26 protein-coding genes and 8 tRNA genes are annotated in these 24,842 nt (G+C 49.5%); 6 read left to right on the top strand and 28 right to left on the bottom strand.

Features of this window, described 5'->3' with window-relative positions; all coding sequences use genetic code 11:
- Positions 1-778: 778 nt before the first annotated feature.
- The 6 genes from DWZ16_RS12795 to DWZ16_RS17010 all read right to left on the bottom strand — a co-directional run bounded on the left by DWZ16_RS12795 (position 779) and on the right by DWZ16_RS17010 (position 6,347).
- Positions 779-2,230 carry a 4Fe-4S dicluster domain-containing protein gene (locus tag DWZ16_RS12795; protein ID WP_118522985.1) on the bottom strand — a complete coding sequence of 484 codons (1,452 nt, stop codon included), beginning with the start codon at positions 2,228-2,230 and terminating at the stop codon, positions 779-781.
- Positions 2,231-2,245: 15 nt separating this feature from the next.
- Positions 2,246-3,430 carry a SpoIIE family protein phosphatase gene (locus DWZ16_RS12800; protein WP_118522986.1) on the bottom strand — a complete coding sequence of 395 codons (1,185 nt, stop codon included), beginning with the start codon at positions 3,428-3,430 and terminating at the stop codon, positions 2,246-2,248.
- On the bottom strand, positions 3,431-5,146 hold the full coding sequence (locus DWZ16_RS12805) for a [Fe-Fe] hydrogenase large subunit C-terminal domain-containing protein (RefSeq protein ID WP_118522987.1): 1,716 nt from the start codon (positions 5,144-5,146) through the stop codon (positions 3,431-3,433).
- A gap of 37 nt (positions 5,147-5,183) precedes the next feature.
- Entirely contained in the window at positions 5,184-5,429 is a 246-nt protein-coding gene (locus tag DWZ16_RS12810; RefSeq protein WP_022358982.1) for a (2Fe-2S) ferredoxin domain-containing protein, read from the bottom strand.
- Positions 5,430-5,733: 304 nt separating this feature from the next.
- Positions 5,734-6,060, bottom strand: coding sequence for an HAD-IA family hydrolase (locus DWZ16_RS17005; protein WP_412693783.1), 327 nt, complete (start codon positions 6,058-6,060; stop codon positions 5,734-5,736).
- Entirely contained in the window at positions 6,057-6,347 is a 291-nt protein-coding gene (locus tag DWZ16_RS17010) for a hypothetical protein (RefSeq protein ID WP_243024609.1), read from the bottom strand. The genes DWZ16_RS17005 and DWZ16_RS17010 overlap by 4 nt, the downstream gene beginning before the upstream one ends.
- Before the next feature lie 187 nt (positions 6,348-6,534).
- On the opposite strand from DWZ16_RS17010, the gene DWZ16_RS12820 reads away from it, so the two are divergent.
- Positions 6,535-6,870, top strand: a complete 336-nt coding sequence (locus tag DWZ16_RS12820; protein ID WP_022358984.1) for a cyclic-di-AMP receptor — start codon at positions 6,535-6,537, stop codon at positions 6,868-6,870.
- Between the two features lie 149 nt (positions 6,871-7,019).
- Here the strand turns inward: DWZ16_RS12820 and DWZ16_RS12825 are convergent.
- The 10 genes from DWZ16_RS12825 to DWZ16_RS17015 all read right to left on the bottom strand — a co-directional run bounded on the left by DWZ16_RS12825 (position 7,020) and on the right by DWZ16_RS17015 (position 12,206).
- A tRNA-Leu gene (locus DWZ16_RS12825) sits at positions 7,020-7,103 on the bottom strand.
- Between the two features lie 11 nt (positions 7,104-7,114).
- Positions 7,115-7,194: transfer RNA gene (locus tag DWZ16_RS12830), tRNA-Leu, on the bottom strand.
- A 277-nt stretch (positions 7,195-7,471) separates the two neighbouring features.
- Positions 7,472-7,544, bottom strand: a tRNA-Ala gene (locus tag DWZ16_RS12835).
- Between the two features lie 102 nt (positions 7,545-7,646).
- A tRNA-Thr gene (locus tag DWZ16_RS12840) sits at positions 7,647-7,719 on the bottom strand.
- Between the two features lie 233 nt (positions 7,720-7,952).
- Positions 7,953-8,717 (bottom strand): 23S rRNA (guanosine(2251)-2'-O)-methyltransferase RlmB, encoded by a 765-nt coding sequence (gene rlmB, locus DWZ16_RS12845; RefSeq protein ID WP_022358985.1) that lies wholly within the window; start codon positions 8,715-8,717, stop codon positions 7,953-7,955.
- A 19-nt stretch (positions 8,718-8,736) separates the two neighbouring features.
- Entirely contained in the window at positions 8,737-9,174 is a 438-nt protein-coding gene (locus tag DWZ16_RS12850) for a Mini-ribonuclease 3 (protein WP_107000477.1), read from the bottom strand.
- Positions 9,159-10,568, bottom strand: coding sequence for a cysteine--tRNA ligase (gene cysS / locus DWZ16_RS12855; protein WP_118522988.1), 1,410 nt, complete (start codon positions 10,566-10,568; stop codon positions 9,159-9,161). The genes DWZ16_RS12850 and cysS overlap by 16 nt, the downstream gene beginning before the upstream one ends.
- A gap of 18 nt (positions 10,569-10,586) precedes the next feature.
- Positions 10,587-11,162, bottom strand: coding sequence for a 2-C-methyl-D-erythritol 2,4-cyclodiphosphate synthase (ispF, locus tag DWZ16_RS12860; protein WP_118522989.1), 576 nt, complete (start codon positions 11,160-11,162; stop codon positions 10,587-10,589).
- Positions 11,163-11,259: 97 nt separating this feature from the next.
- Positions 11,260-12,075 carry a diacylglycerol kinase family protein gene (locus DWZ16_RS12865; protein ID WP_243022028.1) on the bottom strand — a complete coding sequence of 272 codons (816 nt, stop codon included), beginning with the start codon at positions 12,073-12,075 and terminating at the stop codon, positions 11,260-11,262.
- Positions 12,072-12,206 (bottom strand): hypothetical protein, encoded by a 135-nt coding sequence (locus tag DWZ16_RS17015; RefSeq protein WP_412693784.1) that lies wholly within the window; start codon positions 12,204-12,206, stop codon positions 12,072-12,074. Before DWZ16_RS17015 ends, DWZ16_RS12865 begins: the two co-directional genes overlap by 4 nt.
- 241 nt (positions 12,207-12,447) lie before the next feature.
- Between DWZ16_RS17015 and DWZ16_RS12870 the strand changes: the two genes are divergently transcribed.
- The 5 genes from DWZ16_RS12870 (at position 12,448) to DWZ16_RS12890 (ending at position 13,687) form a co-directional block, all read left to right on the top strand.
- Positions 12,448-12,520 (top strand) — tRNA-Val (locus tag DWZ16_RS12870).
- A gap of 18 nt (positions 12,521-12,538) precedes the next feature.
- Positions 12,539-12,612 (top strand) — tRNA-Met (locus DWZ16_RS12875).
- 8 nt (positions 12,613-12,620) lie between these two features.
- Positions 12,621-12,693, top strand: a tRNA-Val gene (locus tag DWZ16_RS12880).
- Positions 12,694-12,711: 18 nt separating this feature from the next.
- A tRNA-Met gene (locus DWZ16_RS12885) sits at positions 12,712-12,785 on the top strand.
- A 236-nt stretch (positions 12,786-13,021) separates the two neighbouring features.
- Complete coding sequence (locus tag DWZ16_RS12890; RefSeq protein WP_118522996.1) at positions 13,022-13,687, top strand: phosphatase PAP2 family protein; 666 nt, start codon at positions 13,022-13,024, stop codon at positions 13,685-13,687.
- A gap of 288 nt (positions 13,688-13,975) precedes the next feature.
- Here the strand turns inward: DWZ16_RS12890 and DWZ16_RS12895 are convergent, their stop codons facing one another.
- The 12 genes from DWZ16_RS12895 to DWZ16_RS12945 form a co-directional block, all read right to left on the bottom strand.
- Positions 13,976-14,995 carry a glycosyltransferase family 2 protein gene (locus DWZ16_RS12895; RefSeq protein WP_118472153.1) on the bottom strand — a complete coding sequence of 340 codons (1,020 nt, stop codon included), beginning with the start codon at positions 14,993-14,995 and terminating at the stop codon, positions 13,976-13,978.
- A gap of 14 nt (positions 14,996-15,009) precedes the next feature.
- On the bottom strand, positions 15,010-15,603 hold the full coding sequence (locus tag DWZ16_RS12900; RefSeq protein ID WP_118468127.1) for a hydrolase: 594 nt from the start codon (positions 15,601-15,603) through the stop codon (positions 15,010-15,012).
- A 196-nt stretch (positions 15,604-15,799) separates the two neighbouring features.
- Positions 15,800-17,125 carry a D-alanyl-D-alanine carboxypeptidase family protein gene (locus DWZ16_RS12905; protein WP_118522990.1) on the bottom strand — a complete coding sequence of 442 codons (1,326 nt, stop codon included), beginning with the start codon at positions 17,123-17,125 and terminating at the stop codon, positions 15,800-15,802.
- Positions 17,126-17,194: 69 nt separating this feature from the next.
- Positions 17,195-19,267 carry an aminopeptidase gene (locus DWZ16_RS12910; RefSeq protein WP_118522991.1) on the bottom strand — a complete coding sequence of 691 codons (2,073 nt, stop codon included), beginning with the start codon at positions 19,265-19,267 and terminating at the stop codon, positions 17,195-17,197.
- 153 nt (positions 19,268-19,420) lie between these two features.
- Positions 19,421-19,720 carry a hypothetical protein gene (locus DWZ16_RS12915; RefSeq protein WP_243015231.1) on the bottom strand — a complete coding sequence of 100 codons (300 nt, stop codon included), beginning with the start codon at positions 19,718-19,720 and terminating at the stop codon, positions 19,421-19,423.
- Positions 19,701-20,168, bottom strand: coding sequence for a VanZ family protein (locus DWZ16_RS12920; protein ID WP_107000974.1), 468 nt, complete (start codon positions 20,166-20,168; stop codon positions 19,701-19,703). The genes DWZ16_RS12915 and DWZ16_RS12920 overlap by 20 nt, the downstream gene beginning before the upstream one ends.
- A 106-nt stretch (positions 20,169-20,274) precedes the next feature.
- The gene (locus DWZ16_RS15585; protein ID WP_022359365.1) at positions 20,275-20,424 is read right to left on the bottom strand and encodes a hypothetical protein; all 150 of its coding nucleotides are present in this window, start codon (positions 20,422-20,424) and stop codon (positions 20,275-20,277) included.
- Positions 20,425-20,498: 74 nt separating this feature from the next.
- Positions 20,499-21,173, bottom strand: coding sequence for an orotate phosphoribosyltransferase (gene pyrE, locus DWZ16_RS12925; protein ID WP_107000484.1), 675 nt, complete (start codon positions 21,171-21,173; stop codon positions 20,499-20,501).
- A 14-nt stretch (positions 21,174-21,187) separates the two neighbouring features.
- Positions 21,188-22,093 (bottom strand): dihydroorotate dehydrogenase, encoded by a 906-nt coding sequence (locus tag DWZ16_RS12930; protein ID WP_022359363.1) that lies wholly within the window; start codon positions 22,091-22,093, stop codon positions 21,188-21,190.
- Complete coding sequence (locus DWZ16_RS12935; protein ID WP_118491581.1) at positions 22,090-22,854, bottom strand: dihydroorotate dehydrogenase electron transfer subunit; 765 nt, start codon at positions 22,852-22,854, stop codon at positions 22,090-22,092. Before DWZ16_RS12935 ends, DWZ16_RS12930 begins: the two co-directional genes overlap by 4 nt.
- Positions 22,855-22,864: 10 nt before the next feature.
- On the bottom strand, positions 22,865-23,782 hold the full coding sequence (pyrF, locus tag DWZ16_RS12940; protein ID WP_118522992.1) for an orotidine-5'-phosphate decarboxylase: 918 nt from the start codon (positions 23,780-23,782) through the stop codon (positions 22,865-22,867).
- Between the two features lie 276 nt (positions 23,783-24,058).
- Positions 24,059-24,823, bottom strand: coding sequence for a nitroreductase family protein (locus tag DWZ16_RS12945; protein WP_333489839.1), 765 nt, complete (start codon positions 24,821-24,823; stop codon positions 24,059-24,061).
- Positions 24,824-24,842 lie beyond the last annotated feature (19 nt).

Consider the following 24,842-nt stretch of genomic DNA (forward strand, 5'->3'; position numbering starts at 1 on the left):
TCCCGTAAAATAAAGGGTTTGTTACTGTTCACGCATACGTGCCCAGTAACGGAATTTGCCGTGGCTTCGCATTTAAATACGGCAAATTCCTGCTGCCACCACGTTTTCTACGGCACTTTCGGTTCCAAAAGTGCCTACCTGTGAACAGTAACTATATAAGTTCTAATTTGATTCAAAACACACTCTCACTCTGAGTCAGACAGCGGTTCTTTCTGTATATAAAAAGCTTTCATTTTGCATTGCATATATCATATAATATATTGCACATTTTTTATAACGATACAGTTATCCGATTCTCCCAAATTTTCCTAAATCATCGAATTCTGTGCGAAACGCACCTCACAAATTACCAGAATAAAAAGATAAATTAGAACGAAACCACCTGCGACCGCAGTTCATTTCGATAAGATATATTGAGTCTAACACATCTATTCTCTAAATGCAAGAACTCTTTTGGAATTTTCACAACGAAAAATGCCCGCCCCAGAAAATAAAATTCATATTCCAAATTTCATTTTCCAGAGCAGGCACTTTCCCACTAACTCATATTTCAAGTCGAACATCCGTGAGACTTGGCGCGTGATTCTGGTCAGCAAAGCTGACATATTCCTATCAGAATCACTGCGCATCCTCGCGGAGCGTTTATCTCATTCGGAGATTGGACTCCCACTGAGACAAATTTGCCATTACTCACCACCTGAAGAGGTGGGAGTCTTCTAGACTGAGATAAATTCCTATTTATTTTATCTCAGCCACATTCTCCCAAGAGTATCCCACATCAATGCCGATGCATCGAGAACGACGACATATCATACGCCTTCAGGTTCTCATGTACTTCTCTTGCATCTGCCTCGGCGATGAGTTTGTCTCTCGACTTCTTCGCCTCCATCTCGGCTTTGTGCTTGCTCGGTCCGCCGACACAGCCGCCGACGCACGCCATACCCTCGATGAAGTCCTCCGGCAGACGTCCCACTTTCAGAAGAAGAAGGGCTTTCTTACACTCAGCCGCACCGTTGCAGCGCGCTACCTTGATATCGGTATTCTCACCAGACTCTTTCAGACATTCTAATACCGCCGCTGTTACGCCGCCGCCATTGCCGAAGCGTTTTCCAAATACACTGGCTTCCTGCATGCTGTTCTCTTCCGGCTCCAGATTTACATCTTTCGCCCGCATCATCGCACGGATCTCTCCGTAAGTCATCGCATAGTCCGCATTGCCCTGGATATTCAGATCCAGCGTCTCGCTCTTCTTCGCGATACACGGTCCGATAAAGACAGTGACAACCTCCGGATCCTGCGCCTTCAGCATACGGGAGATCGCACACATCGGGGAAACCGTCGTGGACATATTGTCAAGCAGCTGTGGGAAATGCTGTTTGATCATGTTGACAAATGCCGGACAGCAGGAGGTCGTCATCTTCTTGCCCTCTTTGTAAGCTTCCGCCCACTCTTCCGCCTCGGCTGCCGCGGTCATATCGCCGCCCAGACCAACCTCGATCATATCTGCAAATCCAATCTTCTTTAAAGCTGTTTTCCAGCTTGCAAACGTGATGTCCGGTCCAAACTGGCCTTCGGTCGCCGGTGCCAGCATCGCTACGACCTTTTTGCCTGCGTTGATCAGGCGGATCACATCGACCATGAAGGTCTTGGAACCGATCGCACCGAACGGGCAGGAATGGATGCAGGCGCCACACTGGATACATTTTTTCTCATCGATCACACATACACCATACTCATCGTAGGTAATCGCATCCACTGGGCAGACCTTCTTACACGGGCGCTCCAGATGGGCAATCGCATTGTATGGGCATGCCTGGGAACACTTTCCGCACTCGCGGCATTTATCTGGGTCGATGTGCGCCTTGGTATTTCCCATGCTGATCGCTCCAAACGGACAGGAGTTCTGGCAGGCTTTACCCATACATTTACGGCAGTTATCGGTGACTGTGTAGGACGCAATCGGGCACTCCTCACAGGCTGCATTGATAACCTGTACGACGTTGTTTGTATTGCGGTCAGACGGACATTTACCTTCTGCCAGACGGATTCTCTGGCGGACAATCTCTCTCTCCTTGTATACACAGCAGCGGTACTGTGCCTGCGGACCAGGGCTGATTTTGTACGGAATATCGTCTCTTCCGTCCTCTAACTGATCATTCCAGGCAAGCTTTGCTACCTCATAAAGTATCTCATGTTTGATGCGCAGAATTGTCGCGTCATTCGTTACCATGGTTTATCCTCCTTATTAATAATACGTTACCGTAACTTTCTTTCCCATACCTTCGACTGCTTCTTTTAGCTGTTTGACCAGGTTCTGGCGGATTCCCAGATCAAACGCCAGCCCTGGATTCTGGTAGGCGCTGTTCGCCGCCGTTCCCACAAACATATGTAATTCCGTGCAGTCTTCTATCAAAATCTTCGCGATCATGGACGCACCATTTTTCTTGTCCAACTCGCTGAAAAACTCAGAACTTAAATCGCATTCGATCAGATAGCGTTTCAGAAGTTCGATCGCTTTTCGCAGCGTCAGGACTCCCTCCGTCACCAGATCGATGCCTTCCATAAAAGCGATCGGCGGAATATCCGGGTCGCTGTAATCCATTGATACCCGCAGCGGTCGTCCCAGCTCCCGCGACAGGATCGTCGCGCTGGTTCCGCCCGATACAATGTGCTTTGCCGACTCATCTTTCATAAAATCCGCCGTGATCGTCTCATCGTCGTTGCGGTCGAGCGGCGGTCCCGTCATCAGGTTGACCGGTTTCCGGTCAATGATCCGGGCTACCACAACCGTCGTATCATCGCCCGGTTTTCCCTCGTAAATCTGGCTGCATTCCGCACAGAGTGCCGCCGCCATACGTGCCGACGAAAGAGAGGTCAGGCATTGTTCCGAAACAAACTCTGCCACCGACTCCCACGGCCAGCCAAATTTATATTTGCCGCTCTTTCCGACTCCCGCGTGCGTCACGCCGTCGCTGACAAGTACCAGCGCATCACCCTTCTGAACCTGGAACCGGCACTCGCTGATCTCCTTGTCCTTGACGAGACGCTTGTATTTCTGCAGCTCCACCACATGACCACAGCGCAAAAAAATGCATCGCGGGTTATCATATTCAACTAAATATACCTCGCCGTTGTTGAAAATCTGGAGAATCGAGAACGTCGCATACGCCACCTGTCTCGTCTGACAGATCGGAAGCGTCTGCACAATCGTCTCCACACATTCCTCCAGCGTGGCTCCATTTAAAAACATCGTACCCAGAATCTTTGCCGTCAGCGTCGAAAGAATATTCGCCTTGACGCCGCTTCCCATGCCGTCCGCCAGAATGATAACGTCCGAATCTTTCGTTTTCAGGCACTCTACCGTATCGCCGCACAGGATCTCTGAATACTTATTCAGACTTTTAAACGTGACATCTACGGTTACTCCCATTTATCGGACCTCACTTTCGCTCTCATCGTCAATCAGGGAACAAAGCTTCATCAGGGTTGTCTTCGTCTCCGCCGTCGTCTCACCCAGGAGTCCGGCAATATTCTGTGCAACCATCATCTGTTTGTAAATGACATTCTGTGCCAGATCAATGGTCGCCTTTTTCTTGGCATATTCCTGTTTTGCCTGTTTTTCCTCGCGCGTCACATCAATGATCGTGGCAATGACAAAATTGCCGTCATCGATATACGCAATGTTTTGAAGCGTCACAAGATTCCGATCCGGATAGATCACCTTCCGGCTGTGGACGCTTGTGTGCGTCCGGAATACCTCGCGTACATCCTCGGCGTTGATAAAGTCCTCCAGCGGTTTTCCCTTGATCGCCTCCGGTTTGACGCCGAAATACATTTCTGCCGCCACCGAACACTCCCGAATCCGCATATCATCGTCGATGATCATGATCAGGTTCGGGGACGTATCCATCACCAGATGGGACAGCGACTGCGCCCGGTCATGCAGGTACGGAATACACATATCGACCTCCGCCTTTTTCTGGAAAACAGCGATCGCCTTCTCCCGGCAGGTCGGATAACCGCACGCACCACAGTTTAATTCCTGCTCCGGCGTCATCTTGCCCGTCTTTTTCAAGATCTCCCGGATCTCTTCCTCGGTCGGAATCCGCTCCTTCTGGGAACGATCCACAAACGTCCGGTGAATCTCCACCTGGCGCGCCGCCTCATGCATCAGGGATAGATCTGCCGGTTCCTTCGGAAGCATCGCTTCCAGATCCAGCTTAACTTTAAAACTCGACACTGAGGTCGCCGTGGACGGTCCATTGACACAGCCTCCATGACAGGCGTTCATCTCGATGAAACAGCCAGCCACCTCGCCGGTTTTCATCGCCTCACAGACATCCAGGCAGTCCTTCACGCCGCTGACGTAGAACTTGCGGTACTTGTCCGGTTTCTTCTGGGTCGCCGTCACCGCCGTAAGCAGTCCGCCGCTGACCGGATAACGCAGATTCGCGCCCGGTTCACGATCTTCGAATGGTTCTTCCTCACATGCTTCGATCTCGATCTGTTCCTCTGACAACCACTGTTTTAAATCCTCAAATGTGAGGACTGCATCGGGCTTCACAACCCTGTTTTTCTCTTTTTCCGCGATACACGGTCCGATCACAACCACCTTCGCCGCCTCGCCGAACTCCGCGTGCAGCATGCGCGTATGGATCCCCGACGGAATCAGCACCGGTGCCAGATATTTGATCAGTTCCGGATAATGAATCTCAATCAGGTTCACGATACTCGGACAGGCAGTTGTGATGATATTTTTCATCTCGCCCTGCTCTAATAAACGGACATACTCTTCCGTCGCCAGCGCGGCGCCCTCCGCCGCATCACAAACATTCGTAAATCCCAGCTTTTTTAATGCTGACTTGACCTGCCCCCGCTTTTTATACGGCAGAACCCCCATATAGGAAGACGACAGCGATGCAATAACCGGTGCGCCGCTCTCAATCAGCTTTTTGACCTTGGAAAGTTCGCTCGGAACACGTTTTGCCGACTGCGGGCAGTTCAAAAGGCACTGCCCACAGAGAATACAGCGATTTGGCATGATATATGCATGACCATCCCGGATCATGATTGATTTCACTTCGCAGCCCCGCACACATTTATAACAATGCTTACACATCGTCGCCTTAAAATCAATAATCGGCATAGACTCTCCCTCTCTTTTTGCCGTTATATGTAAACGATTACGCGTTCAGGCGTCCCAGAATCTCCTTCTGGAAAAATTCTTCCGTTGTCTCCGGTTTTACGGAATACAGTTCTCCATCTACCGTCACACAGACACCTTTACGGCAGTTGCCGCTGCAGAAATCTCCATTTAAATCCACCTCACTGTCCAGATGATTCTCTGAAACCAGCTTCTGCAGCTTCTGGATTACCTCGCGGGATCCTTTCAGATGACAGGCACTTCCGATACAAATCGATACTCTCATATAATGACCTCCTCACTATCCGTTATAAAACAGACGCAGCCTTTCACCGGAGATTCCCGGTCAAAAAACTGCCTGTTCACATGCATCTTCCAGGGGAATTTACTAAAAATGCATCTTTCCCCATTCTTCTTCATTATCTCATATTGTGATATTATTATCAATCAAATTTCTTTCTGATTTTGTATTTTTTTTAGACCATAAGTACCTGATTCCAAAACCTTTTCACTTTCTTTTCATCAGCTTATGACTCTCCCGGTGTTTTTTAGGAAAATAATCTTTTTATCGGACACCTTGCACTGCTTTTCTATAATATTTCCATCTTCCCCATGTACGCCCGTAGCCTCTCCACATTCCCGTCCGCAAAACAGTAACCATCCATGCCGCAGCCCTTCGCGCTGTCGATGTTATCCTGACGGTCATCGATGAAAAAGCATTCTTCCGCTTTGAGATGAAATTTTTCAAACAATCTCTCATAGATCGCCGGATTCGGCTTCGCCAGCTTCTCCTCCGCTGAGACAAGCGTGCCATCAAAATATTCAATGCCCGGAATCTCCTGCTCGAACACACGCAGGCGCACGGAACAATTCGAGCAGAGGTAGATGCCGCAGCCCTTTTCTTTCAGTTCCTTCACCAGCTCTCCCATCCCCGGCTTTGCCAGATGTTGTACTCATGCCAGTGTTCCAGACTTTCCTTCGCCAGCCAGCGCAAATGTTCATTTGGCAGGCGTTTCTGCACCCGCTCCAGCGCCTGTGCATCCGTCAGCGTTCCCTCGTCTAAAAGCGACCACTCCTTCGAATCAAACAATTCGCGGCGCATCCACTCCACATCCTCCGGATTATCTGTGTACTCCCAGCACACCTTGACCGGATCATACTCCAGTAAAACCATTCCCATATCAAATACTATATTTCGAATCATACTTCTGCCTTTCTCTCATCCCGCAAATCTGTCGCCATTCCTGCGGCAGATGGAATTTTCAGTCCAAAAAATTCTCACCTGCAAGCATCATAATCATTTATATTTTAACATAAATTTCTCATTTTTTTATTTCCATTTTCATAAATTAATGGTACAATAATAGAAAATTTTTCAGGAGGTACCGCTTATGAAAATGATTATCGCAATCATTGGCAGTGAGGACGCCGATGATTTAGTATATGAATTAAACCAGCACTCCTTCTTTGTCACCAAGCTTTCCACGATGGGCGGCTTTCTGAAAAAGAAAAGTACAACCCTGATGCTCGGTGTCGAAGATGAACGCGTCGAGGACGCCATCTCCATCATCAAAAAAATGTCCGGTGCCCGCGAGCAGCTTGTATACACGCCGCCGACCATGGCCGGAAACTGCTGCCCGACCGTTAATATGACCGTTCCGATGAACATGAAAGTCGGCGGAGCAACCGTATTTGTAATAAATGTAGAAGAATTTCAGAAATTCTAATTTTTTGATTTATATTACAAATCCGAATTACAAAAGGGGCTTTCGCTTGCGCGTCTGCCCCTTTTTGATTCATTTTATAGAAAAAGAAAAACTCCCGGAGAAATCATCTCTGGGAGTTCCACGCTGCACTCAGGTTCTACAGCTAATCATGCAGAAGAAGGGACTTGAACCCTCATGATGTTGCCATCACACGGACCTGAACCGTGCGCGTCTGCCAATTCCGCCACTTCTGCGTAATTTCTAGTGCGGGCAACAGGACTTGAACCTGCACACTCTCGTACCAGAACCTAAATCTGGCGCGTCTGCCAATTCCGCCATGCCCGCTTGCTTGTCTTTCTGACTCACAAGTGTGTTTATTATAACATAGGGTAGTTCAAAATGGAAGAGTTTTTTTTATTTTTTTGAATTTTTTCGAAAGTTCTTTTAGAAAAAATGTGCGGCAAATTCATCGATACTGAAAGTCCGTGTGATCTTTCGTGTGATCCTTGTACCGAAAAGTGTGTACCTATAACGGAATATTTTGTTCCGCTTGAAATCTTAAAAACACAAAAAAGGCTTGAAAACAAAGGAAAAACCAATGTTTTCAAGCCTTTCTCTATCATGGAGACAACGGGATTCGAACCCGCGACCTTTGCGTTGCGAACGCAACGCTCTCCCAGCTGAGCTATGTCCCCGTCCAAACTGTTATCATTATAGCACAACTGGAATGAATTGCAAGTAGAGAATAAAAAAACAGAAACCCTTGTAAATCAAAGGCTTCCGTTCTTTTCTAGCAGAGCTGCTGACGGGAATCGGACCCGTGACCTCCGCACTACCAATGCGACGCACTACCGACTGTGCTACAGCAGCATCTTTTTGTTTTTGGCTCATCTCTAAGCTCGATTAGTTTATCATGATACAATCGTTTTGTCAACGGTTTTTTTGAATTTTTTTTATTTTTTTAAATTTCCCGTTTTTTTCATCGGATGCCTCCGTTTTCATTCGCAGACATCCGATTCTCATTTCCTATCTTTTCATATTTCTATATGATTCCAACGGGGAGGGGAGCAGCGGAATCAGTTGACCGATAACCTTCACTTACCCTACATCATTCTCTGACGCACAATCTCATATGCCAGCACGCCAGCTGCCACCGATGCGTTCAGGGAGTCGATATCTCCCTTCATCGGGATCGATGCGATGAAATCACATTTTTCCCGCACCAGACGGCTGACACCTTCGCCCTCATTGCCAATCACCAGACCGATCGGTCCTTTTAAGTCGAGGCGGTACATGCTCTCTCCTCCCATATCGGCACAGACAAACCAGAGTCCTCTCTCTTTCAGCTCCTCGATCGTGGCTGAAATATTGGTTACCTTCGCTACCGGCGTATAATTCAGCGCTCCCGCCGAGGTCTTCGCAACCGTCGATGTCAGTCCCACTGCGCGGCGTTTCGGGATAATCACGCCATGTGCGCCTGCCAGATTGGCAGTACGGATGATCGCACCCAGATTGTGCGGATCCTCAATGCCATCCAGAATAAAGAGAAACGGCGGCTCGCCTTTCTCTTCTGCCAGCTTTAGCATATCTTCCACCTCTGCATAGCGGTATGCCGCTGCCTGTGCAATCACGCCCTGATGCTTGCCGGTCTCAGAAAGCTGGTCGAGTCTCTCCTTCGCCACATAGTGGATGATCGTATTCTGCTTTTTTGCCTCTCTCGTGATCGTCTTGACCGGTCCATCCTGGCAGCCATCCAGCACAAACAGCTTATCCACCGTCTTGCCCGAACGGAATGCCTCTAAAACGGCGTTTCTGCCTTCGATCATCGTCTCTTCAAATCTATTTTCCTGCTTATTTTCCTGTTCCATCTATTTTCCTCATCATGATTTATAACGATATTAATTCTCCCATCTGTTCCAGCCCTTTTCCCAGAAGTTCTGCCATCCTGTCAAACTGCTCGGTCAGATAGAGATAGCCCATCAGCGCCTCAAATCCGGTCGCCATCCGGTAATCCTTCATCGTCGCGTGCTTCGGCATCGTAAAAGATTTCGCATTGCGTCCGCGTCGGTATGCCGCCTTCTCCGCATCCGTCAGCTCTTCCTCCAGAAGCAGATAAAAATGTGCCTGTGCGTCCGCCTTGACCAGGTTCGCCGTCTTCTTGTGCATCTTGTTGACCTGCATATTGCCGCGGTTCATGACAAGGGTGCGGATCGCCAGCTCATAGACCGCATCGCCGATATACGCCAGCGCCAGCGGGGAATACTCCCCCGCCTCAACATGTTTTAAATGCAGCGCTTCCTTAAACGCATTTAAGCCCGTTTCCATTTGACGCCCTCTCTCGTATCTTCCAGAATAATTCCCATATCGAGAAGCTGTCCACGGATCTCATCTGCCAGTGCGAAATTCTTGTCTTTTCTCGCCTGCTGGCGTTTTGCGATCAAGTCTTCTACTTCGCTGTCCAGAATCTCTTCCTTCTTCTCCGTGATAATACCGAGCACATCGCAGAGTTTGTCCATCGTCTCTTTGACATAGGAAACGTATGCCTTCGTCGATGCTTCCGAAATCGTGGAGTTGCTCAGGCGTACAATCTCAAAAATAGCTGAAATCGCATCTGCGGTGTTGAAATCATCGTCCATCGCCGTCTCGAACTTCTGAACCAACTCCTCGACTGCTGCCTGATTCTGCCTCTCCTCTGCCGTCATCTCGCCCTCTTTCGCTGCTTTCAGGCAGTCTGCCTGATGCTCTGCCGCAGTGCGGATGCGCTCTAAGCTGTTTTTCGAAGCTTCCATCAAATCCGCGCTGAAATTGAGTGGGCTGCGGTACTGGGCGCTCAGCATGAAGAGACGCAGAACCTGCAAATCGTATTTCTCACTGATCTCACGCACGGTAAAGAAGTTTCCAAGAGATTTGGACATCTTGCGGTTATCAATATTTAAGAATGCGTTGTGCATCCAGTAGTTGGCAAAGGTCTTGCCGTTCGCGCACTCGCTCTGCGCGATCTCATTTTCATGGTGCGGGAAGATCAGATCCTCTCCGCCCGCATGGATATCGATGGACTCGCCAAGGTATTTCTTGGACATCTCGGAGCACTCGATATGCCAGCCTGGACGGCCCTGGCACCACGGAGACTCCCAGAACGGCTCTCCTTCTTTTTTCGGTTTCCAGAGAACGAAATCGGTCGGATCTTCCTTGCCTTCCTCGCCGGTTACCTTGATCTCACGGAAGCCGGACTGCAGATCGTCCAGATTTTTATGGGACAGTTTTCCGTACTCTTTAAAGGATTTGGTGCGGAAATAAACCGTGCCGTCAGCTGCCACATACGCATGTCCTTTTTCGATCAGCGTATTGATCATCTCGATCATACCGCCGATCTCCTGAGTCGCCTGCGGATTCTTCGTCGCCGGTTTGACGTTCATCATCTCCATATCTTTTTTGCACTCTGCGATATAACGCTTGGAGATCGTCTCCGCATCCACGCCCTCCTCGATGGCTTTCCTGATGATCTTGTCATCCACATCAGTAAAGTTAGATACATAGTTTACTTCGTATCCTTTGTACTCAAAATATCGGCGAACCGTATCAAATACGATCATCGGTCTTGCATTTCCAATATGAATAAAATTGTAAACGGTCGGTCCGCACACATACATCTTAACCTTGCCCGGTTCGATCGGCACAAACTCCTCTTTTCTGCGGGACAATGTGTTGAAAATTTTCATAACCTCATTACTCCTCTTCTATTTTAAATCTGCTTCCGGTGCTGCCTGACAGCCGCCACAGCCGCCGCATCCACCGCAAGCCGCTGCCTGCGTCATCATTTCACTATCATAACAGTAATTCTCCACTTCCGTCAACAGGGTAATCGCCTGTGAGGAAATGCCCTCGCCGCTGCCTGTAAAACCAAGCCCTTCCTCGGTCGTCGCCTTGACACTCACACGGCTGACCGGAAGCCCCAGCGCATCTGCAATATTTTCTGCCATCTGTGGGCGGTATGCAGCCAGCTTCGGGCGCTGCGCAATGATCGTGGCATCGATATTTTCAATCACATAGCCGCGTTCCTGCAGAAGTTTCCCTACCTTTTTCAGAAGTTCGATGCTCGACGCACCCTCATATGCCGGATCCGTGTCCGGAAAATGCTGTCCGATGTCGCCCAGTGCCGCCGCCCCTAAGAGCGCATCCATCACCGCATGCACCAGCACATCCGCATCCGAATGTCCTAACAGCCCCTTCTCATACGGGATCGTCACGCCGCCTAAAATCAGTTCCCGATCCGGAACAAGTTTATGCACATCATATCCCTGTCCTATTCTCATCGTATTCCAGTTCCTTTCTTGGTCATTTTGTAACTGTCCGGACTGCCCGCAGTTACTTTATTTGATAAATTATTTTATACTTTTGAAAAATATACACTTATCCAACAATTTTTAATTTACGTTCAATACAGCGGACTTCCAGATTGCTCTGGTACTGACAGCTCTCGCCGTCCACGTGAACTGCCATCGGGCGTTCCGTGTAGATCTGGACCTCCCGGCAACTGAAGCACCGCAGCCCCCGGTTGTGGGAGCGCCGGAACAACGCCCGGAGCAGGGTTCCAAGCACCTGCCGCTTCGAGGCATGGCTGACAATGCAGACCTCCAGGTTGCCGTCGCTGCTGTCCGCCTTCGGCGCAAACCAGAATCCGCCGCCCTCGCAGGGTTGAATCTGTGCACTGATAAAATAAATATAATTAAATTCCACCCGGCGCGTTCCATCGAGCAAAATATACCCCCGGATCGGTTTCGCCTTCAAATACTGTATAAATCCCAGTATCCGGTACGACAATCGCCGCAGATGAATCCGGTTGCAGATATTTTTGATCGCCGAACGCTGCATATGCTGGCATACTTCCGCATCCAGCCCGATCCCCGCGCTGACAATAAAACGCCGATGTCGGAGCACATCATCGCCATATGCAATCACACCATAATCGATCTGCCGGATCCGCCGCGCCCTAAAAATCCGGCGCAGTCCGCGCATTGGTCTTCTCGAAAGCCGGAGCCCGCGCGCCAGATCACTGCCTGTTCCCACCGGAATATAGCCCAGCGTCACCATGTCGCAGGAAACGATTCCGTCCACGACCTCATTCATCGTCCCGTCACCGCCCACGACCACAATCACCCGTGCCTCCTTGCAGTGGGACGTCAGCTTCCTTGCATACTCTGTCGCCTGCCCCGCATATTCTGTCAAATATGCTGATACTCAACCCCGTCCCGCACAAGCCGCTGCTCTATTTTCTTCCATATCTTATAGCCGCGGCCACTCTGTGAAGCGGGATTAATAATGAAATAATACATTACTCCATCCTCATATTTTGCCATAACGTCCCCTGCTTTCCGAAAATACAGAAACTCCCCTGCTGGGGCGTTATATTTTATCTTTTACCCTGCCAGAATACCTGTCACAGGATACAGCGCCATTACAATTTTGCATGAGATAAGTATACCATACTTCCTTTTAAATGATAAGAAAATTTCTATAAATTATTTTCTCAAAAGTGTTGACAATCTTGAAAATTTATATTATACTTGCAAAGCAGTCGTGATTTGTGCGAGTGTCAGCGGGATCTTAGCTCAGCTGGGAGAGCATCTGCCTTACAAGCAGAGGGTCACAGGTTCGAGCCCTGTAGGTCCCACTTTTCTAAATTTAATATGGCGAGATAGCTCAGTTGGCTAGAGCACGCGGTTCATACCCGCGGTGTCGAGGGTTCGAATCCCCCTCTCGCTATTTTATCTGGGATCTTAGCTCAGCTGGGAGAGCATCTGCCTTACAAGCAGAGGGTCACAGGTTCGAGCCCTGTAGGTCCCACTTTTTAAAATTTAATATGGCGAGATAGCTCAGTTGGCTAGAGCACGCGGTTCATACCCGCGGTGTCGAGGGTTCGAATCCCCCTCTCGCTATTGATGAAGCAGCTTGCAGTTGAGCAAGCTGTTTTTATTTTACTTAACGTCCCTGTCCATCCATAAAATTTTTGTTTAACAAATTTCACATTCCATAACCTTTTTCTTAATATTTATAACAATCCCTATTTAGCCTTGAAGTTGGCGGGTGAGTGTGCTATAATCAGACGAACTTGGAGAGATGTTAAAATAATGTTAATTTATTTATGATAAAAAGAAAATCGAGGTTGATTGATATGAAACATTTTCTGAAGGAACTCCTGAAGAAATACGGGCATATATGGATTCTGGGATACGGATTTATCTATCTTCCGTGGTTTATGCATCTGGAAAAAACCGTGACCTCCAATTACCATATCATGCACTCATCGCTGGATGATATGATTCCGTTTAATGAATACTTCGTCATCCCATATTTACTGTGGTTCGCCTATGTGACCGCTGCGATTGCATACCTGTTCTTCAAGAACAAAGAAGAATATTACCGGTTATGTGCATTTTTATTTACCGGCATGACGCTGTCACTCTTAATCTGCACCCTGTTCCCGAATGGAACTGACCTGCGGACGGTCGTAGATCCGGACAGGAATCTCTGTTCCCGTCTGGTCTATATGCTCCACCAGGCTGATACAAACACGAATGTATTTCCGAGCATCCACGTGTACAACTCCATCGGAACCCACATCGCGGTCATGAAGAGTGAATCTCTGAAAAAGCACAAAGTAATCCGGATTCTTTCCGGTATCCTGATGGTCGCTATCTGCATGGCAACTGTCTCGCTGAAGCAGCACTCGGTTCTGGACGTCGCAGGCGCGATTCTTTTAAGCGCAGCTATCTATCCGTTAGTATATGCGGGAAGCACGCAGGAAGAGACAGAGAACGAACCGGAATATATTCGCTAAAGGATTTCTCAAGACAAGTAAACATAAGCTGGCGCCAAAGTATGACAGGTGCCAGCTTTTTATCTGCGATAAATCCCCCCTGCCGCAGCCGTTACGAAAACTAGGTTTCTAACATTCATCACGTGGTAATCCCTTATCGAATCATATCTAATGATTGACATAGAATCAGAAAATCCGACCATCTGGAAACACTCGACTTTCCAGACGATCGGATCTTTTAATTTCACTTTTATGATAGATTTGATTTCGTTTTCTAATCCATATTATTTCAATTTTTATAATGGATTTCTAGTTAAACCCATAAAACTTCTGCGAAATCTTATAGCAGGCGATCGACACCTTCCGTCCGCCTTTTCCCGGCAGGTTTACGCCCTGTCCGAGGAACCCCCAACGCAGGCGCATATATAACGTGAAGTTCTGCTGTTTCAGATACTGCCACAGTTCTTTTTTCTTCTTCAGATTTTCCTCTGTCTCCGAGCGAATCGCCAAAATCGAGGTAACCGTCATCATAATCTCCAGATAACGGACCATGTAGTGACGCAGCTTCGGATTTTTAATCTTCGTCACATCATAATATCCTAACATCAGCTTCGTAACAAGAATCTGCTGGTCGATACGACCGATCATAACCTTTTCGTTGACCGACTGGTCATCGCGTCCGATAAAATAGCGGTAGAAATTCACATCCAGATAGTACATGGATTTTACGTGCGGAAGCGGCTGGTAAACGAAAATGTTATCCACATAGAATGTGTGCTTCGGCAATTCCAGACCGCAGCTTCGAAGCATTTCTACTCGGTAAATAACCGAGTGCATCAGGATATACTGTCCCAGGCGGAAGCCTCTTGCACCGTTCCAGTCGATGAGCTGGCGTTTTGGGAGCGCCATGTTGTAGTTCATGACCTTTTTGTGTTTTGCGCCCTGTTTTTCATAAACGAAGTTGGTAATCAGCATATCCAGCGTCACATTGTCATGGACAAATTTGCGCAGCGTATCCAGAACCTCCATATATGCCTCTTCGTTGACCCAGTCATCGCTGTCCACGACCTTATAATAGACGCCCGTCGCATTGCGCAGTCCCGCATTGACGGCCTCGCCGTGACCACCGTTTTCCTGATGAATCGCCCGGCAAATTCCCGGATAGTTTCTCTCATACTCATCGGCAATCTCCGCCGTATTATCTTTTGTGGAACCGTCATCCACGATCAGGATCTCCACCTCATCGCCGCCTGGCAGCAGGGATTCGATGCAGTTACGCATATATGCCGCCGAATTGTAACACGGAATCGCTACCGACAACAGTTTCATTGGTTTATTTTCTCTCAAAACTCCAGTTCCTCCATCTCTTTGTTGACCCGATCCTCACAGGAACGCATGGCGAGAATCGTCTGTTCCATCAATTTGTCTAATTCCCAGCCAAGCTGCTCTGCCCCGCGGCGGATCACATCTCTGGAACATCCAGCCGCAAATTTCTTGTCCTTAAATTTCTTCTTAAGACTTGAAAGCTCCATGTCCTTGGTGCTCTTGGACGGGCGCATCTTCGCCGCCGCCCAGATAAGCCCTGTCAGCTCATCGGCTGCAAACAACACCTTTTCCATCTCATGTTCCGGAGCCACATCCACCCGTATGCCGTAGCCGTGGCTGACAACCGCATGGACTAAATCTTCCTCTGCGCCTCCGTCGCGCAGAAGCTCCGGTGCCCGCTCGCAGTGTTCTTCCGGATAAAGTTCAAAATCAATGTCATGCAGCAGTCCTGCCATGCCCCAGAATGCTTTTTCGTCCCCGTATCCCAGCTGCTCAGCATACCACTCCATGACGCCCTCCACGGTCAGTCCATGTAAAATATGAAATGGTTCTTTATTATACTTGCGAAGGAGCGCAAGCCCCTGTTCTCTGCTCAGTGATGTCTGTTTCATCCTCCGTGCCTCTCTTTCTCCTTCCACGTTTCCGTGTCCGGATCCTTGTTTGAGTCCTGATTGGAAATATTTTTCTATGCAAAAAATACATCCTTTTCATGATTCTCAGTAATTCACACTATCTATAGTTATAACAAAATTAACCAGCAAAATAAAGCAGATTTTTGTAAAACTATTATGAACAAATCGCTACTGTTCACGGGTAGGCACTTTTGGAATCGAAAGTGCCGTAAGAAAACGTGGTGGCAGCAGGAATTTGCCATATTGATCTGAATTCTGTTTCAAAATACGAAATGCATCGTCTTAAACACCACCCATAATCAATCTTCTCCACTGTTTCTGCCGCATAGATCGGATAAGCAGCCACCTGCTCGTCATTAATATAATAGGATGCCTGCCCGACCTCCTGTCCTTCATGAACCGGTGCTTCCAGCTCGGTCGGGTACTCATAACGGATGTCTGGCTTCTCGTCCGCGCGCAGAAGCATCAGAAACGTCTGTTTTTCCGATGGCAAATTCAGTGTGAGCGCCGTCGTTCCTTTCACGCCCCGCCTCACCTCCACCTCCGGAAATGTTTTCTCCCGGTCAAATATATCATACCAGTTATATGTATCAAATGCATACTGATCGAGTTTCCGCATATCCGCCCATTTGTACGTCTTGTGCGGCGGCCACCCGCAGCCAAGAAGCGCCACCGTAAATGCTTTTCCCTCTTTTTTTAACGCCGCCACATAACAGTACCCGGCTTTCCCGGTAAATCCTGTCTTGCCCGACAGCACCTCCGCGCACTGGCTTAAAAGCGCGTTGTGGTTTGCCAGGTAAAATGAACGGTTTCCCGACTCATCCTGAATCGTCCGTGATGCCGTACGGGTAATTTCCAGAAATGTTTCGCGGCACGGCGACTGGAACGCGCAGTAGCGCATGATCCGCGCCATATCCGCCGCCGAAGCGCTGTGTTCGTTTCCATCCTCATCCGCAACGTCCAGACCGTTCGGTGTCACGAAACAAACATTCTTACATCCTATCTCCCGCGCTTTCCGGTTCATTTTCTCCGCAAATCCTTCCACACTTCCCCCGATGTGCTCCGCCACCGCCACGGCGCTGTCGTTGTGGGATTCCAGCATCAGGGAATAGAGTAGATCCGATAGGCGGTACCGCTCCCCCGCCCGCATATTGAGCTGGACATCCGGCATGGAGGCCGCTTTCTCTGATACCCCGACCCAGTCATCGGGATTTCCCTGTTCCAGTGCGAGAATGCAGGTCAGAATCTTCGTCGTGCTTGCCATCGGATAAGCGGTATCCGCATCTTTCTCCGCCAGAATACGCCCACTGTCCGCATCCATGAGAACCCAGGCGCGGGCGTGAAGGGTCTGTTGTAGAGAAGTCTCTTTCTCTCCCAGAATCTCTTTATTTTCTATGTTTTCACGAACAAAAACCGCCCCGCCGACCGGAACCAACTGAATCATCACCAGTATACTTCCTGCCAGCAGAACGGCTATCCATTTTCTGATTCTATCTCCCATCCGGCTGCTCCGGAATCCCTTTTCAGGAGATTATATGAGAATAAACCTGTTTTCTATGACTTTTTCTTTTTATTTTTCCAGCGGCTCATTCAGCTTCTCCGTCCCCGACAGCGCAAACCGTCCGCCCGCGATGATCTTTACACTCGTTCCATCTGGATGAATCGCCTCGATCGTATCCAGCTCGGAGTACGGGATTGTAATGTCCGTATGGCAGCCAAAATATGCCTCCTGCGGGTTTTCTTTGCGTTTTGCTGAAATCTCATTCTCACGCGCCACCATCTCGCGTCCATCCGGGTTGAAGACCGGGCAGTCCTCCATCCAGCTGTAGCAGGTATCGCCTACCGCAAAGTGCGGTCCCATCTTCTCGGCAATCAGAATCGGGAATTTGTCGAGAATGCCGTAGCGCAGCGCTACCTCATACGCAGTTGTGTTGGTGCCAATCGCAAACTCGCCCATCGGCAGCGTCTCATGGTTTTTGAGGATCATCTGTTTCACTAACGCCTTATTTTCCTCTTCCGTCTCAAAGTTTTTGCAGGTATAGGAGACAGCGATACCATTTTCAAACCGGATTTCCAGATCTTTGAACTGAAATTCCCCGATATAGACGCTGCCGACATGCAGAAGCCCGTTTGTCCCAGCAAGCTGCGGGGAGGTAAAGACTTCTCCAACCGGAATATTTACATCCGCCACACAGTTTTCGAAATTCGACTGTTTCGTCGGCTCAGCAAGCGTGTGAAGCTGTACGGTCAGATCGGTACGGTTGCCGCCGCGTCCGCTGATGTGGACTTGCGATGCCTGATCCAGTTCGTTGATCATGATCTGCTGGATGTCGCGGTACAGCTCATAGTCCAGCGTATTGATGCGGATCGTCTCCTTAAAAATCGCCTCAAACTCCGCTCCGATCTCCGGAAGCGGGAATGCAATGATTGTGAAGCTCGTCTCCGTCCCCGGAATATACGCGTCCACAATCTGCATCGCCTCATTGCTGTAGGATAACAGCAGTTTCTCCTGTTTTTCACTTAAAGAAAAGGCTGCTGCTGCATTGACCGGCTCAAATCCGACCTCGCCGAAGGTTTCCACAACTGCCGGACCGGCATATACCGACGCCAGATCCTTGTATGTCTCATATGCCACCTTTAAAATAGACAATTTCCGCTCACGAAAGGCCTTGTCCAGGTAAACCGCATTGTCGTAGCGGTGATCATACTCGTACTGGCGGTTTGCCGGTGTGCCATAGTAACCGTTCGTGCGCGCCGCCATCCGGTTCACCGTGCCGATGGAGGCTCGGGCAATGATCGGCTCCAGACCGAGTTCGCGGAAATTTTCCACTGCCATCCGGATCATGCGCTCAAATCCGATGTGGTAACGGATCTGCACCGTTTTCTTGCCCTCATAGCTGCGTCCGGTCGCCGCAAATCCCTTGCGGTAGCCTTCTGTGTAGGTATCTGCCATCCGGCGTACCGTCTCCTCCGGCAGCTCATTCATAAAACGTGCCGTCGCAAGCTCTGTCTCCGAGATATATTCGCCAAACCGGTACAGATAACGCAGATCGTTTAAATCACTGTCCATGATGATCGATTTTCCAAAATCCAGCGACGGATCCAGCGTCTCACGCACCCGCCACGGAAGCATCCGGTCACAGTAATCGCTGACAAAATAATAAAGCGGCTCGCGAAGCTCCGCCAGCTCCGGCGTCCCGCCCTCAAACAGGTTGTAAACCTCAATAAACAGTTCCTCCAACACCGTCACATCCACCAGACGGCTCTCATAGGCGTAAACGATCGCGCTGCGGATCTCCGTATAGAGAAATGACAGCCACGGACCATAGTCCTCTCCCAGCTCTTTTGCCGCATAGTCCGGGTTCGCAAAGCTCTTCCCATACGCCCCTGGAAGTATATCCGCATAAAGTGTCCGGTTAAATTCTGCCGCCTCTTCCTGGCTCATCGTCGCCAGCGTCCCATCCATCTGTTTCTGGAAGGTTTCTTCTATCAGCTCGATAAACTGGACGGTGCGCTCAAAAAATGCCCGGTATGGCTCGCCAACCGTCGCTTCTTCTTTCATATGGCCGATGCGCTCCATCGCGAGCTCATGGCGCTCCGCAACCGCCTCATTTTCTTCTTTCAAAAGTTCCCAATATTTCATGTTCAGATATTTCCCTCCTTCTGCCATCGCCAAATTTCACTTTCAAACCACGCCCGCCGCAAAGGCTCTTACCGGCGTTCCATTGGTCCGGCATTCCAGGCAAGCCATGCATAAAAACCATTCATTCTTAGCCCCGGATGCCAATCAAAATCGTCACAATCCACCAGATGACCAGAAGCCCCGACAAAATCGTACCAATTTCGCGAATATATAATTTTTTTCTTCTTCTTTAAAAGATTTCCATCCGTACATCAGCGATGCCACGGAAAATAATATGCTCGAAAAGCACATCGACAGCGCGCCGACCGGCGTATTGCCCTGGCTGCGGACACTGAATGCCATCCCTGCCACGCACAGCAGCAGACCGACTCCCGCCAGTCCCAGGCAGAGATAGCCGTGTTCTGCCATCGGCTTGCGGATATAAGAAATCCGGTTATCTGTTTGACGTCCCATGCAGACACCTCCCAATTGCACGTGTAATCCACTGGCAGAGGTAGCCAGCAATTCCACCTAACGTATTTAAAAACATATCATCCACATCAAAACTTCCCACTTTGAATACGAGCTGAATCGTCTCGATGCTTAAAGTCAGAAGGAAGCTCAGAATCAACATCAGGTACCATTTTCCAAATCTCGGACTGATGATCGGCAGGAAAAATCCAAACGGCATGAAGCACACCACGTTGCCAGCCGTATTTAACAGGAACGCTTCCGTCCCCACTATATCACGATAAATATAAAACCGTTTGATTTCCTTAAATAAAACGAGATTATAGGCATACTCCACATGCGGCGCGCGCCCGAATCCGTCCGAAAAAAACATAAAATATATAAGAAGCACCAGGTATGCGACAAAGAATATCCAGCACACCTTCTGATGCGTTTTTGTCCGTTTCCACATAATTCCCCACATAAACTGCCAGAAATGAGAAAAACCGTACACCGTCCCCGGTCATACGGTTTTTCTCTTTCGACTGGGCATATCTGCCCTGTTTCAAATCCAATTTTTAGAATGTAATATCTGATTTGCGTTTCAGTAAAAACGCACCGCTGACGATCGCCATCACACCGGCTGCCAGCCCTACCGTGATGATCACGCTTCCAATCACGATATTAATCACACCGGTTCCCTGCATCGTTTTGTAGATCTTTTCCATATCGATCCGCTCCTTCTTACACTCCGTCGCATGGCATTTCCCATTTCAAGCATGCCGCTCCGTGAACCAAATCTCTATTTTGCACCGTACTGCTCATAGTATGCGTCGATCGCTGCTTTCAGTGTATCATCGATCACGACCTTGCCCTGGCACTCCTTGTTGTACAGGCACTCTACGACATCTGACATCGATACGATCGCAGCGGTCGGGAAGCCGTACAGTTCCTTGATCTCATCCAACGCACACTTTTCTCCCTTGCCGCGCTCCATACGGTTTAAAGATACCATCAGGCCTTTGATCTCCACATCTGCCTGGGATTTGAGGATCGGGAATGTCTCCTCGATGGATTTACCGGAAGTGGTTACATCCTCGATGATAACGACGCGGTCGCCGTCCTTTAACTTGCTTCCCAGAAGGATGCCGGTATCGCCGTGATCCTTGACCTCTTTCCGGTTGGAGCAGTAACGTACTTCTTTGCCGTACAGCTCACTGATCGCCATCGAGGTGGCAACTGCCAGCGGGATTCCCTTGTAAGCCGGTCCAAACAGGACATCGAAATCCAGACCATAGTTGTCATGAATCGCCTTTGCGTAATACTCGCCCAGACGGCGCAGCTGCGTACCGGTTACATATGCACCCGCGTTCATGAAGAACGGAGATTTACGTCCGCTCTTTAAGGTAAATTCGCCAAACTTGAGCACTTCGCTCTCTACCATGAAATTGATAAATTCCTGCTTATACTGTTCCATCATACTCTCCTATCTTACCGAACCGCACCAATCAGTTCATGTATATCTTCAATGCCATATTTTTCCATGTAGGCGTCGATGCCCTTCACGATCTCCTCCGTCGCATACGGATTATGGAAATTCGCCGTACCGACTGCCACCGCGCTTGCGCCTGCCAGAATAAATTCGATCGCATCGTCCGCATTCATGATACCGCCCATGCCGATGATCGGAAGCTTGACCGCCTGCGCCACCTGGTAAACCATGCGGACTGCCACTGGTTTCACTGCCGGACCGGACAGACCGCCGGTACGGTTGGCTACCGCAAAGGTTCTCCGGTTAATATCGATCTTCATGCCAGTCAGTGTGTTGATCAGGGACAGCACATCCGCACCGCCTGCCTCGGCTGCCTTCGCCATCTCCGTGATGTCGGTAACATTCGGGCTGAGCTTCATGATAATCGGCTGTTTCGCATGGCGTTTTACCTCGCGGGTGATCGCCTCCACTGCCTTCGGATCCTGTCCAAATGCGATGCCGCCCTCCTTGACGTTCGGGCAGGAAATGTTGATCTCCAGCATATCGACCGGCTGGCTCGCCAGTTTTTCCACTACATCGACGTAATCTTCCGTCGTTTTTCCACATACATTGACGATAATCTTCGTATCATACTGACGTAAAAACGGGATATCCCTCGATGCAAATAAATCATACCCCGGATTCTGTAAGCCGATCGCGTTGATCATGCCGCCGTACACCTCCGCAATACGCGGGGTCGGATTGCCTGGCCACGGCACATTTGCCACACCCTTGGTCACAACCGCGCCGAGCTTGTTCAGATCGACCATCTCGCCGTACTCTGCCCCTGAACCAAAGGTTCCGGATGCCGTCATGACCGGGTTTTTAAGCTCTACACCCGCAAGATTGACTGCCATCTGTCTCATAATTCTACCTCCTCGGCTAAAAATACGGGACCATCCTTGCAGATCCGCTTGTTGTGTACATTGCTGTGGTGGTCTACATCCTTCGACTGGCAGACACATGCCAGACAGGCGCCGATTCCACATGCCATCTTCTCCTCCAGGGAAATATAGCACTTGATTCCCTTTTCCGCCGCATACTCCTTGATGGCGCGCAGCATCGGGGTCGGTCCGCAGGCGTAGATCACATCCGCCGTCAGGTTCTGCTCCCGGATCGCGTCCAGGACATTGCCCTTCGTGCCGACGCTTCCGTCCTCGGTCGCCACAAAGACTTCTCCATATGCCTCAAATTCATCCCGGAGGAAGAGATTTTCATCCCGGTATCCTAAAATGATCTGTTTTTCGCAGTTTAACTGTTTCGCCATCTCAAGCATCGGCGGAACACCGATACCGCCGCCGATCAGAAATACATTTTCGCCCTCCTGCGGGAAACCATTTCCCAGAGGTCCCATGATGTCGATCGAGTCTCCGGAAACATATTTGGAAAATTCATCCGTTCCTTTACCGGCAATCCGGTATACGATCCGCAGGCGTCCTTCATCCGGATCTGCCTCGCAGATACTGATCGGGCGCGGAAGAAGTCTGGAACCGTCCTGGCTGTAGACCGAGATAAACTGTCCCGGTCTTGCCTCGTCCGCTATGTCCGTCACGATCCACATACTGAAAATGCCAGGTGCCAGTTCTTCCTGACTATATACAACTGCTGTCTCTTTCTTCTGTGCCATGAGCTCCTCCTTACAGTACGCGTCCAATGTCCGCAATCATATCGATGACAGCCTGTCTCGATGCGTCCGCAAAATGCTCCGGACCGAATTTGGCGTATGCGTCTTTCTTGTATGCCGCGATGATACCGCGGGAAGAATTGACGATCGCGCCCAGTCCATCCTCGTTGAAGCAGTATTTTAAGTCTTCTGCCGTACCGCCCTGTGCGCCATAACCCGGAACCAGAAAGTAAGTCTTCGGCATCAGCTTACGCAGAATTTTGCTCATCTCCGGGTAAGTTGCGCCCACAACTGCGCCTACATTACTGTAGTCGCCATCCATGGAAGCCTCCCCCCACTCAACGACCTTCTCCGCTACCAGCTCATAAAGCGGGCGGCCGTCCACCAGACGATCCTGGAACTCGCCGCTGGATGGGTTAGAAGTCTTTACCAGTACAAAGATACCGCGGTCGGATGCGTTGCACTCGTCCACAAATGGTTTCACGCCGTCGGTTCCCAGATACGGATTGACCGTCACATACTCGGTATTGAACGCGGAACAGGTCGTATTTCCAACCTTCACGCTGCCGAGATGACCGGTTGCGTAGGCAGCCGATGTGGAACCGATGTCGCCGCGCTTGATGTCTCCGATGACAATTAAGCCCTTCTGCTGGCAGTATTTGACAGTCCGGTCATACGCTTTCAGGCCTTCGATGCCAAACTGCTCATACATCGCAATCTGCGGTTTGACCGCCGGAATCAGATCAGCCGTCGCATCCACGATCGCACAGTTAAACTGCCTGATCGCCTCTGCCGCTCCTTCCAGGGTCTCTCCGAACTCCGCAAATGCTTTTTCCTTCACGTGCTCCGGAATATATCCAAGCATCGGATCCAGTCCTACACAGATCGGTGCCTTTGTCTTCTGAATCTTCTCAATCAATTTACTAACCATCACGTTCTCCTCCAGAGTATCTCTCATAAATAATCAACTTATTTTATCATAAGTGGAGAGCGCTTTCAAGGGCACGGAGCAAGGAAAAAAGGGTTTTTGCTTATGCCCTTTTGATTGCCCCGAAAGAAGCGCGCCAGCTGTCACGGCATCGGACGGCTGGCGCGCTTCTTTCTTGAGTGTATCGTTTCTTTGAATAATTGGTTTTAAAATTGCAAAATTAGTTTTTCTTGCTTAAATATAAACTATTTCAACATTTAATACAATGAATCAATGCATCTAATGCAGCGTCAACGTCGCCACATAATCTCCATTTTTGTAACTTTTAGCCGCAAAATGTTCCTCCGTCTCCGTCTGAAGTTCCATCCAGAGTTCTTCGGCGGCGAGCATAATGTGGGAGAGCATAATGCCGATGCTGAATTCGCGCATCGCATGGAAGCTTTTGCCCGGAAAGCGGGTTTTTAGGGCGAACACATAGATTCGGTCGGAATAGACGATGAAGCGCCACGGCTGGGTGTTCATCGCGGACGGTGCGAGACGCGCCGCACGGAGAATCGTCTTCATCTGCTCTCCGGCTTCTTCCTTGAAAATACAGAGTTCATTGAGCGGGAGGCGCTTTGCCAGCGGGCTTTCACGGTAGAGCTTGCCCTCCGGGTAGCCGAATGCGACCATCATCAGGCAGCGTTTGCCGCCGCGCACCTTCTGCGCCGGCTGCACGCTGCCCAAATAGCAGGTTCCAAGCCCTTTTGCCGTCATATAGAGCACCATCTGCTCCATCAGATAACCGGCATTGCGCTCGCAGCCTTCCTCCTGGTCCGAATAGATCGCCAGATAGTAGGGAGCATCCACCTTCCAGAGTCCGTGGACATCGGCTTTTTTCTTTGTATTGTCGAATATCACTGCCTCAACCCGGATCCGGTCATTTAACCGGGAGGTCTTATCAAAATAGGACAGGATCTGCCCACGCAGCTTCTCCGTGACCTCCCGATCGGTGTATTTTCGAACTGAATGGCGACATCCTATCGCCTCATACAAATTCATCATACCTGCTCCCCTCCTATCT

It is taken from the genome of Clostridium sp. AF29-8BH (assembly GCF_003478145.1).
Taxonomy (GTDB): domain Bacteria; phylum Bacillota; class Clostridia; order Lachnospirales; family Lachnospiraceae; genus Otoolea; species Otoolea fessa.

What these genes read in the sequence shown, in the direction of transcription:
- ispF (WP_118522989.1), bottom strand. Translation starts at nt 11,162, where the DNA reads ATGAGAATAGGACAGGGATATGATGTGCATAAACTTGTTCCGGATCGG.
- cysS (WP_118522988.1), bottom strand. Translation starts at nt 10,568, where the DNA reads ATGAAAATTTTCAACACATTGTCCCGCAGAAAAGAGGAGTTTGTGCCG.
- DWZ16_RS12945 (WP_333489839.1), bottom strand. Translation starts at nt 24,823, where the DNA reads ATGATGAATTTGTATGAGGCGATAGGATGTCGCCATTCAGTTCGAAAA.
- DWZ16_RS12910 (WP_118522991.1), bottom strand. Translation starts at nt 19,267, where the DNA reads ATGAAATATTGGGAACTTTTGAAAGAAGAAAATGAGGCGGTTGCGGAG.
- DWZ16_RS12820 (WP_022358984.1), top strand. Translation starts at nt 6,535, where the DNA reads ATGAAAATGATTATCGCAATCATTGGCAGTGAGGACGCCGATGATTTA.
- pyrE (WP_107000484.1), bottom strand. Translation starts at nt 21,173, where the DNA reads ATGGAACAGTATAAGCAGGAATTTATCAATTTCATGGTAGAGAGCGAA.
- DWZ16_RS12905 (WP_118522990.1), bottom strand. Translation starts at nt 17,125, where the DNA reads ATGGGAGATAGAATCAGAAAATGGATAGCCGTTCTGCTGGCAGGAAGT.
- DWZ16_RS17015 (WP_412693784.1), bottom strand. Translation starts at nt 12,206, where the DNA reads ATGGCAAAATATGAGGATGGAGTAATGTATTATTTCATTATTAATCCC.
- DWZ16_RS12900 (WP_118468127.1), bottom strand. Translation starts at nt 15,603, where the DNA reads ATGAAACAGACATCACTGAGCAGAGAACAGGGGCTTGCGCTCCTTCGC.
- DWZ16_RS12920 (WP_107000974.1), bottom strand. Translation starts at nt 20,168, where the DNA reads ATGTGGAAACGGACAAAAACGCATCAGAAGGTGTGCTGGATATTCTTT.
- rlmB (WP_022358985.1), bottom strand. Translation starts at nt 8,717, where the DNA reads ATGGAACAGGAAAATAAGCAGGAAAATAGATTTGAAGAGACGATGATC.
- pyrF (WP_118522992.1), bottom strand. Translation starts at nt 23,782, where the DNA reads ATGGTTAGTAAATTGATTGAGAAGATTCAGAAGACAAAGGCACCGATC.
- DWZ16_RS12930 (WP_022359363.1), bottom strand. Translation starts at nt 22,093, where the DNA reads ATGAGACAGATGGCAGTCAATCTTGCGGGTGTAGAGCTTAAAAACCCG.
- DWZ16_RS12850 (WP_107000477.1), bottom strand. Translation starts at nt 9,174, where the DNA reads ATGGAAACGGGCTTAAATGCGTTTAAGGAAGCGCTGCATTTAAAACAT.
- DWZ16_RS12890 (WP_118522996.1), top strand. Translation starts at nt 13,022, where the DNA reads ATGAAACATTTTCTGAAGGAACTCCTGAAGAAATACGGGCATATATGG.
- DWZ16_RS17010 (WP_243024609.1), bottom strand. Translation starts at nt 6,347, where the DNA reads ATGATTCGAAATATAGTATTTGATATGGGAATGGTTTTACTGGAGTAT.
- DWZ16_RS12795 (WP_118522985.1), bottom strand. Translation starts at nt 2,230, where the DNA reads ATGGTAACGAATGACGCGACAATTCTGCGCATCAAACATGAGATACTT.
- DWZ16_RS12800 (WP_118522986.1), bottom strand. Translation starts at nt 3,430, where the DNA reads ATGGGAGTAACCGTAGATGTCACGTTTAAAAGTCTGAATAAGTATTCA.
- DWZ16_RS12935 (WP_118491581.1), bottom strand. Translation starts at nt 22,854, where the DNA reads ATGGCACAGAAGAAAGAGACAGCAGTTGTATATAGTCAGGAAGAACTG.
- DWZ16_RS12810 (WP_022358982.1), bottom strand. Translation starts at nt 5,429, where the DNA reads ATGAGAGTATCGATTTGTATCGGAAGTGCCTGTCATCTGAAAGGATCC.
- DWZ16_RS12805 (WP_118522987.1), bottom strand. Translation starts at nt 5,146, where the DNA reads ATGCCGATTATTGATTTTAAGGCGACGATGTGTAAGCATTGTTATAAA.
- DWZ16_RS12915 (WP_243015231.1), bottom strand. Translation starts at nt 19,720, where the DNA reads ATGGGACGTCAAACAGATAACCGGATTTCTTATATCCGCAAGCCGATG.
- DWZ16_RS15585 (WP_022359365.1), bottom strand. Translation starts at nt 20,424, where the DNA reads ATGGAAAAGATCTACAAAACGATGCAGGGAACCGGTGTGATTAATATC.
- DWZ16_RS12895 (WP_118472153.1), bottom strand. Translation starts at nt 14,995, where the DNA reads ATGAAACTGTTGTCGGTAGCGATTCCGTGTTACAATTCGGCGGCATAT.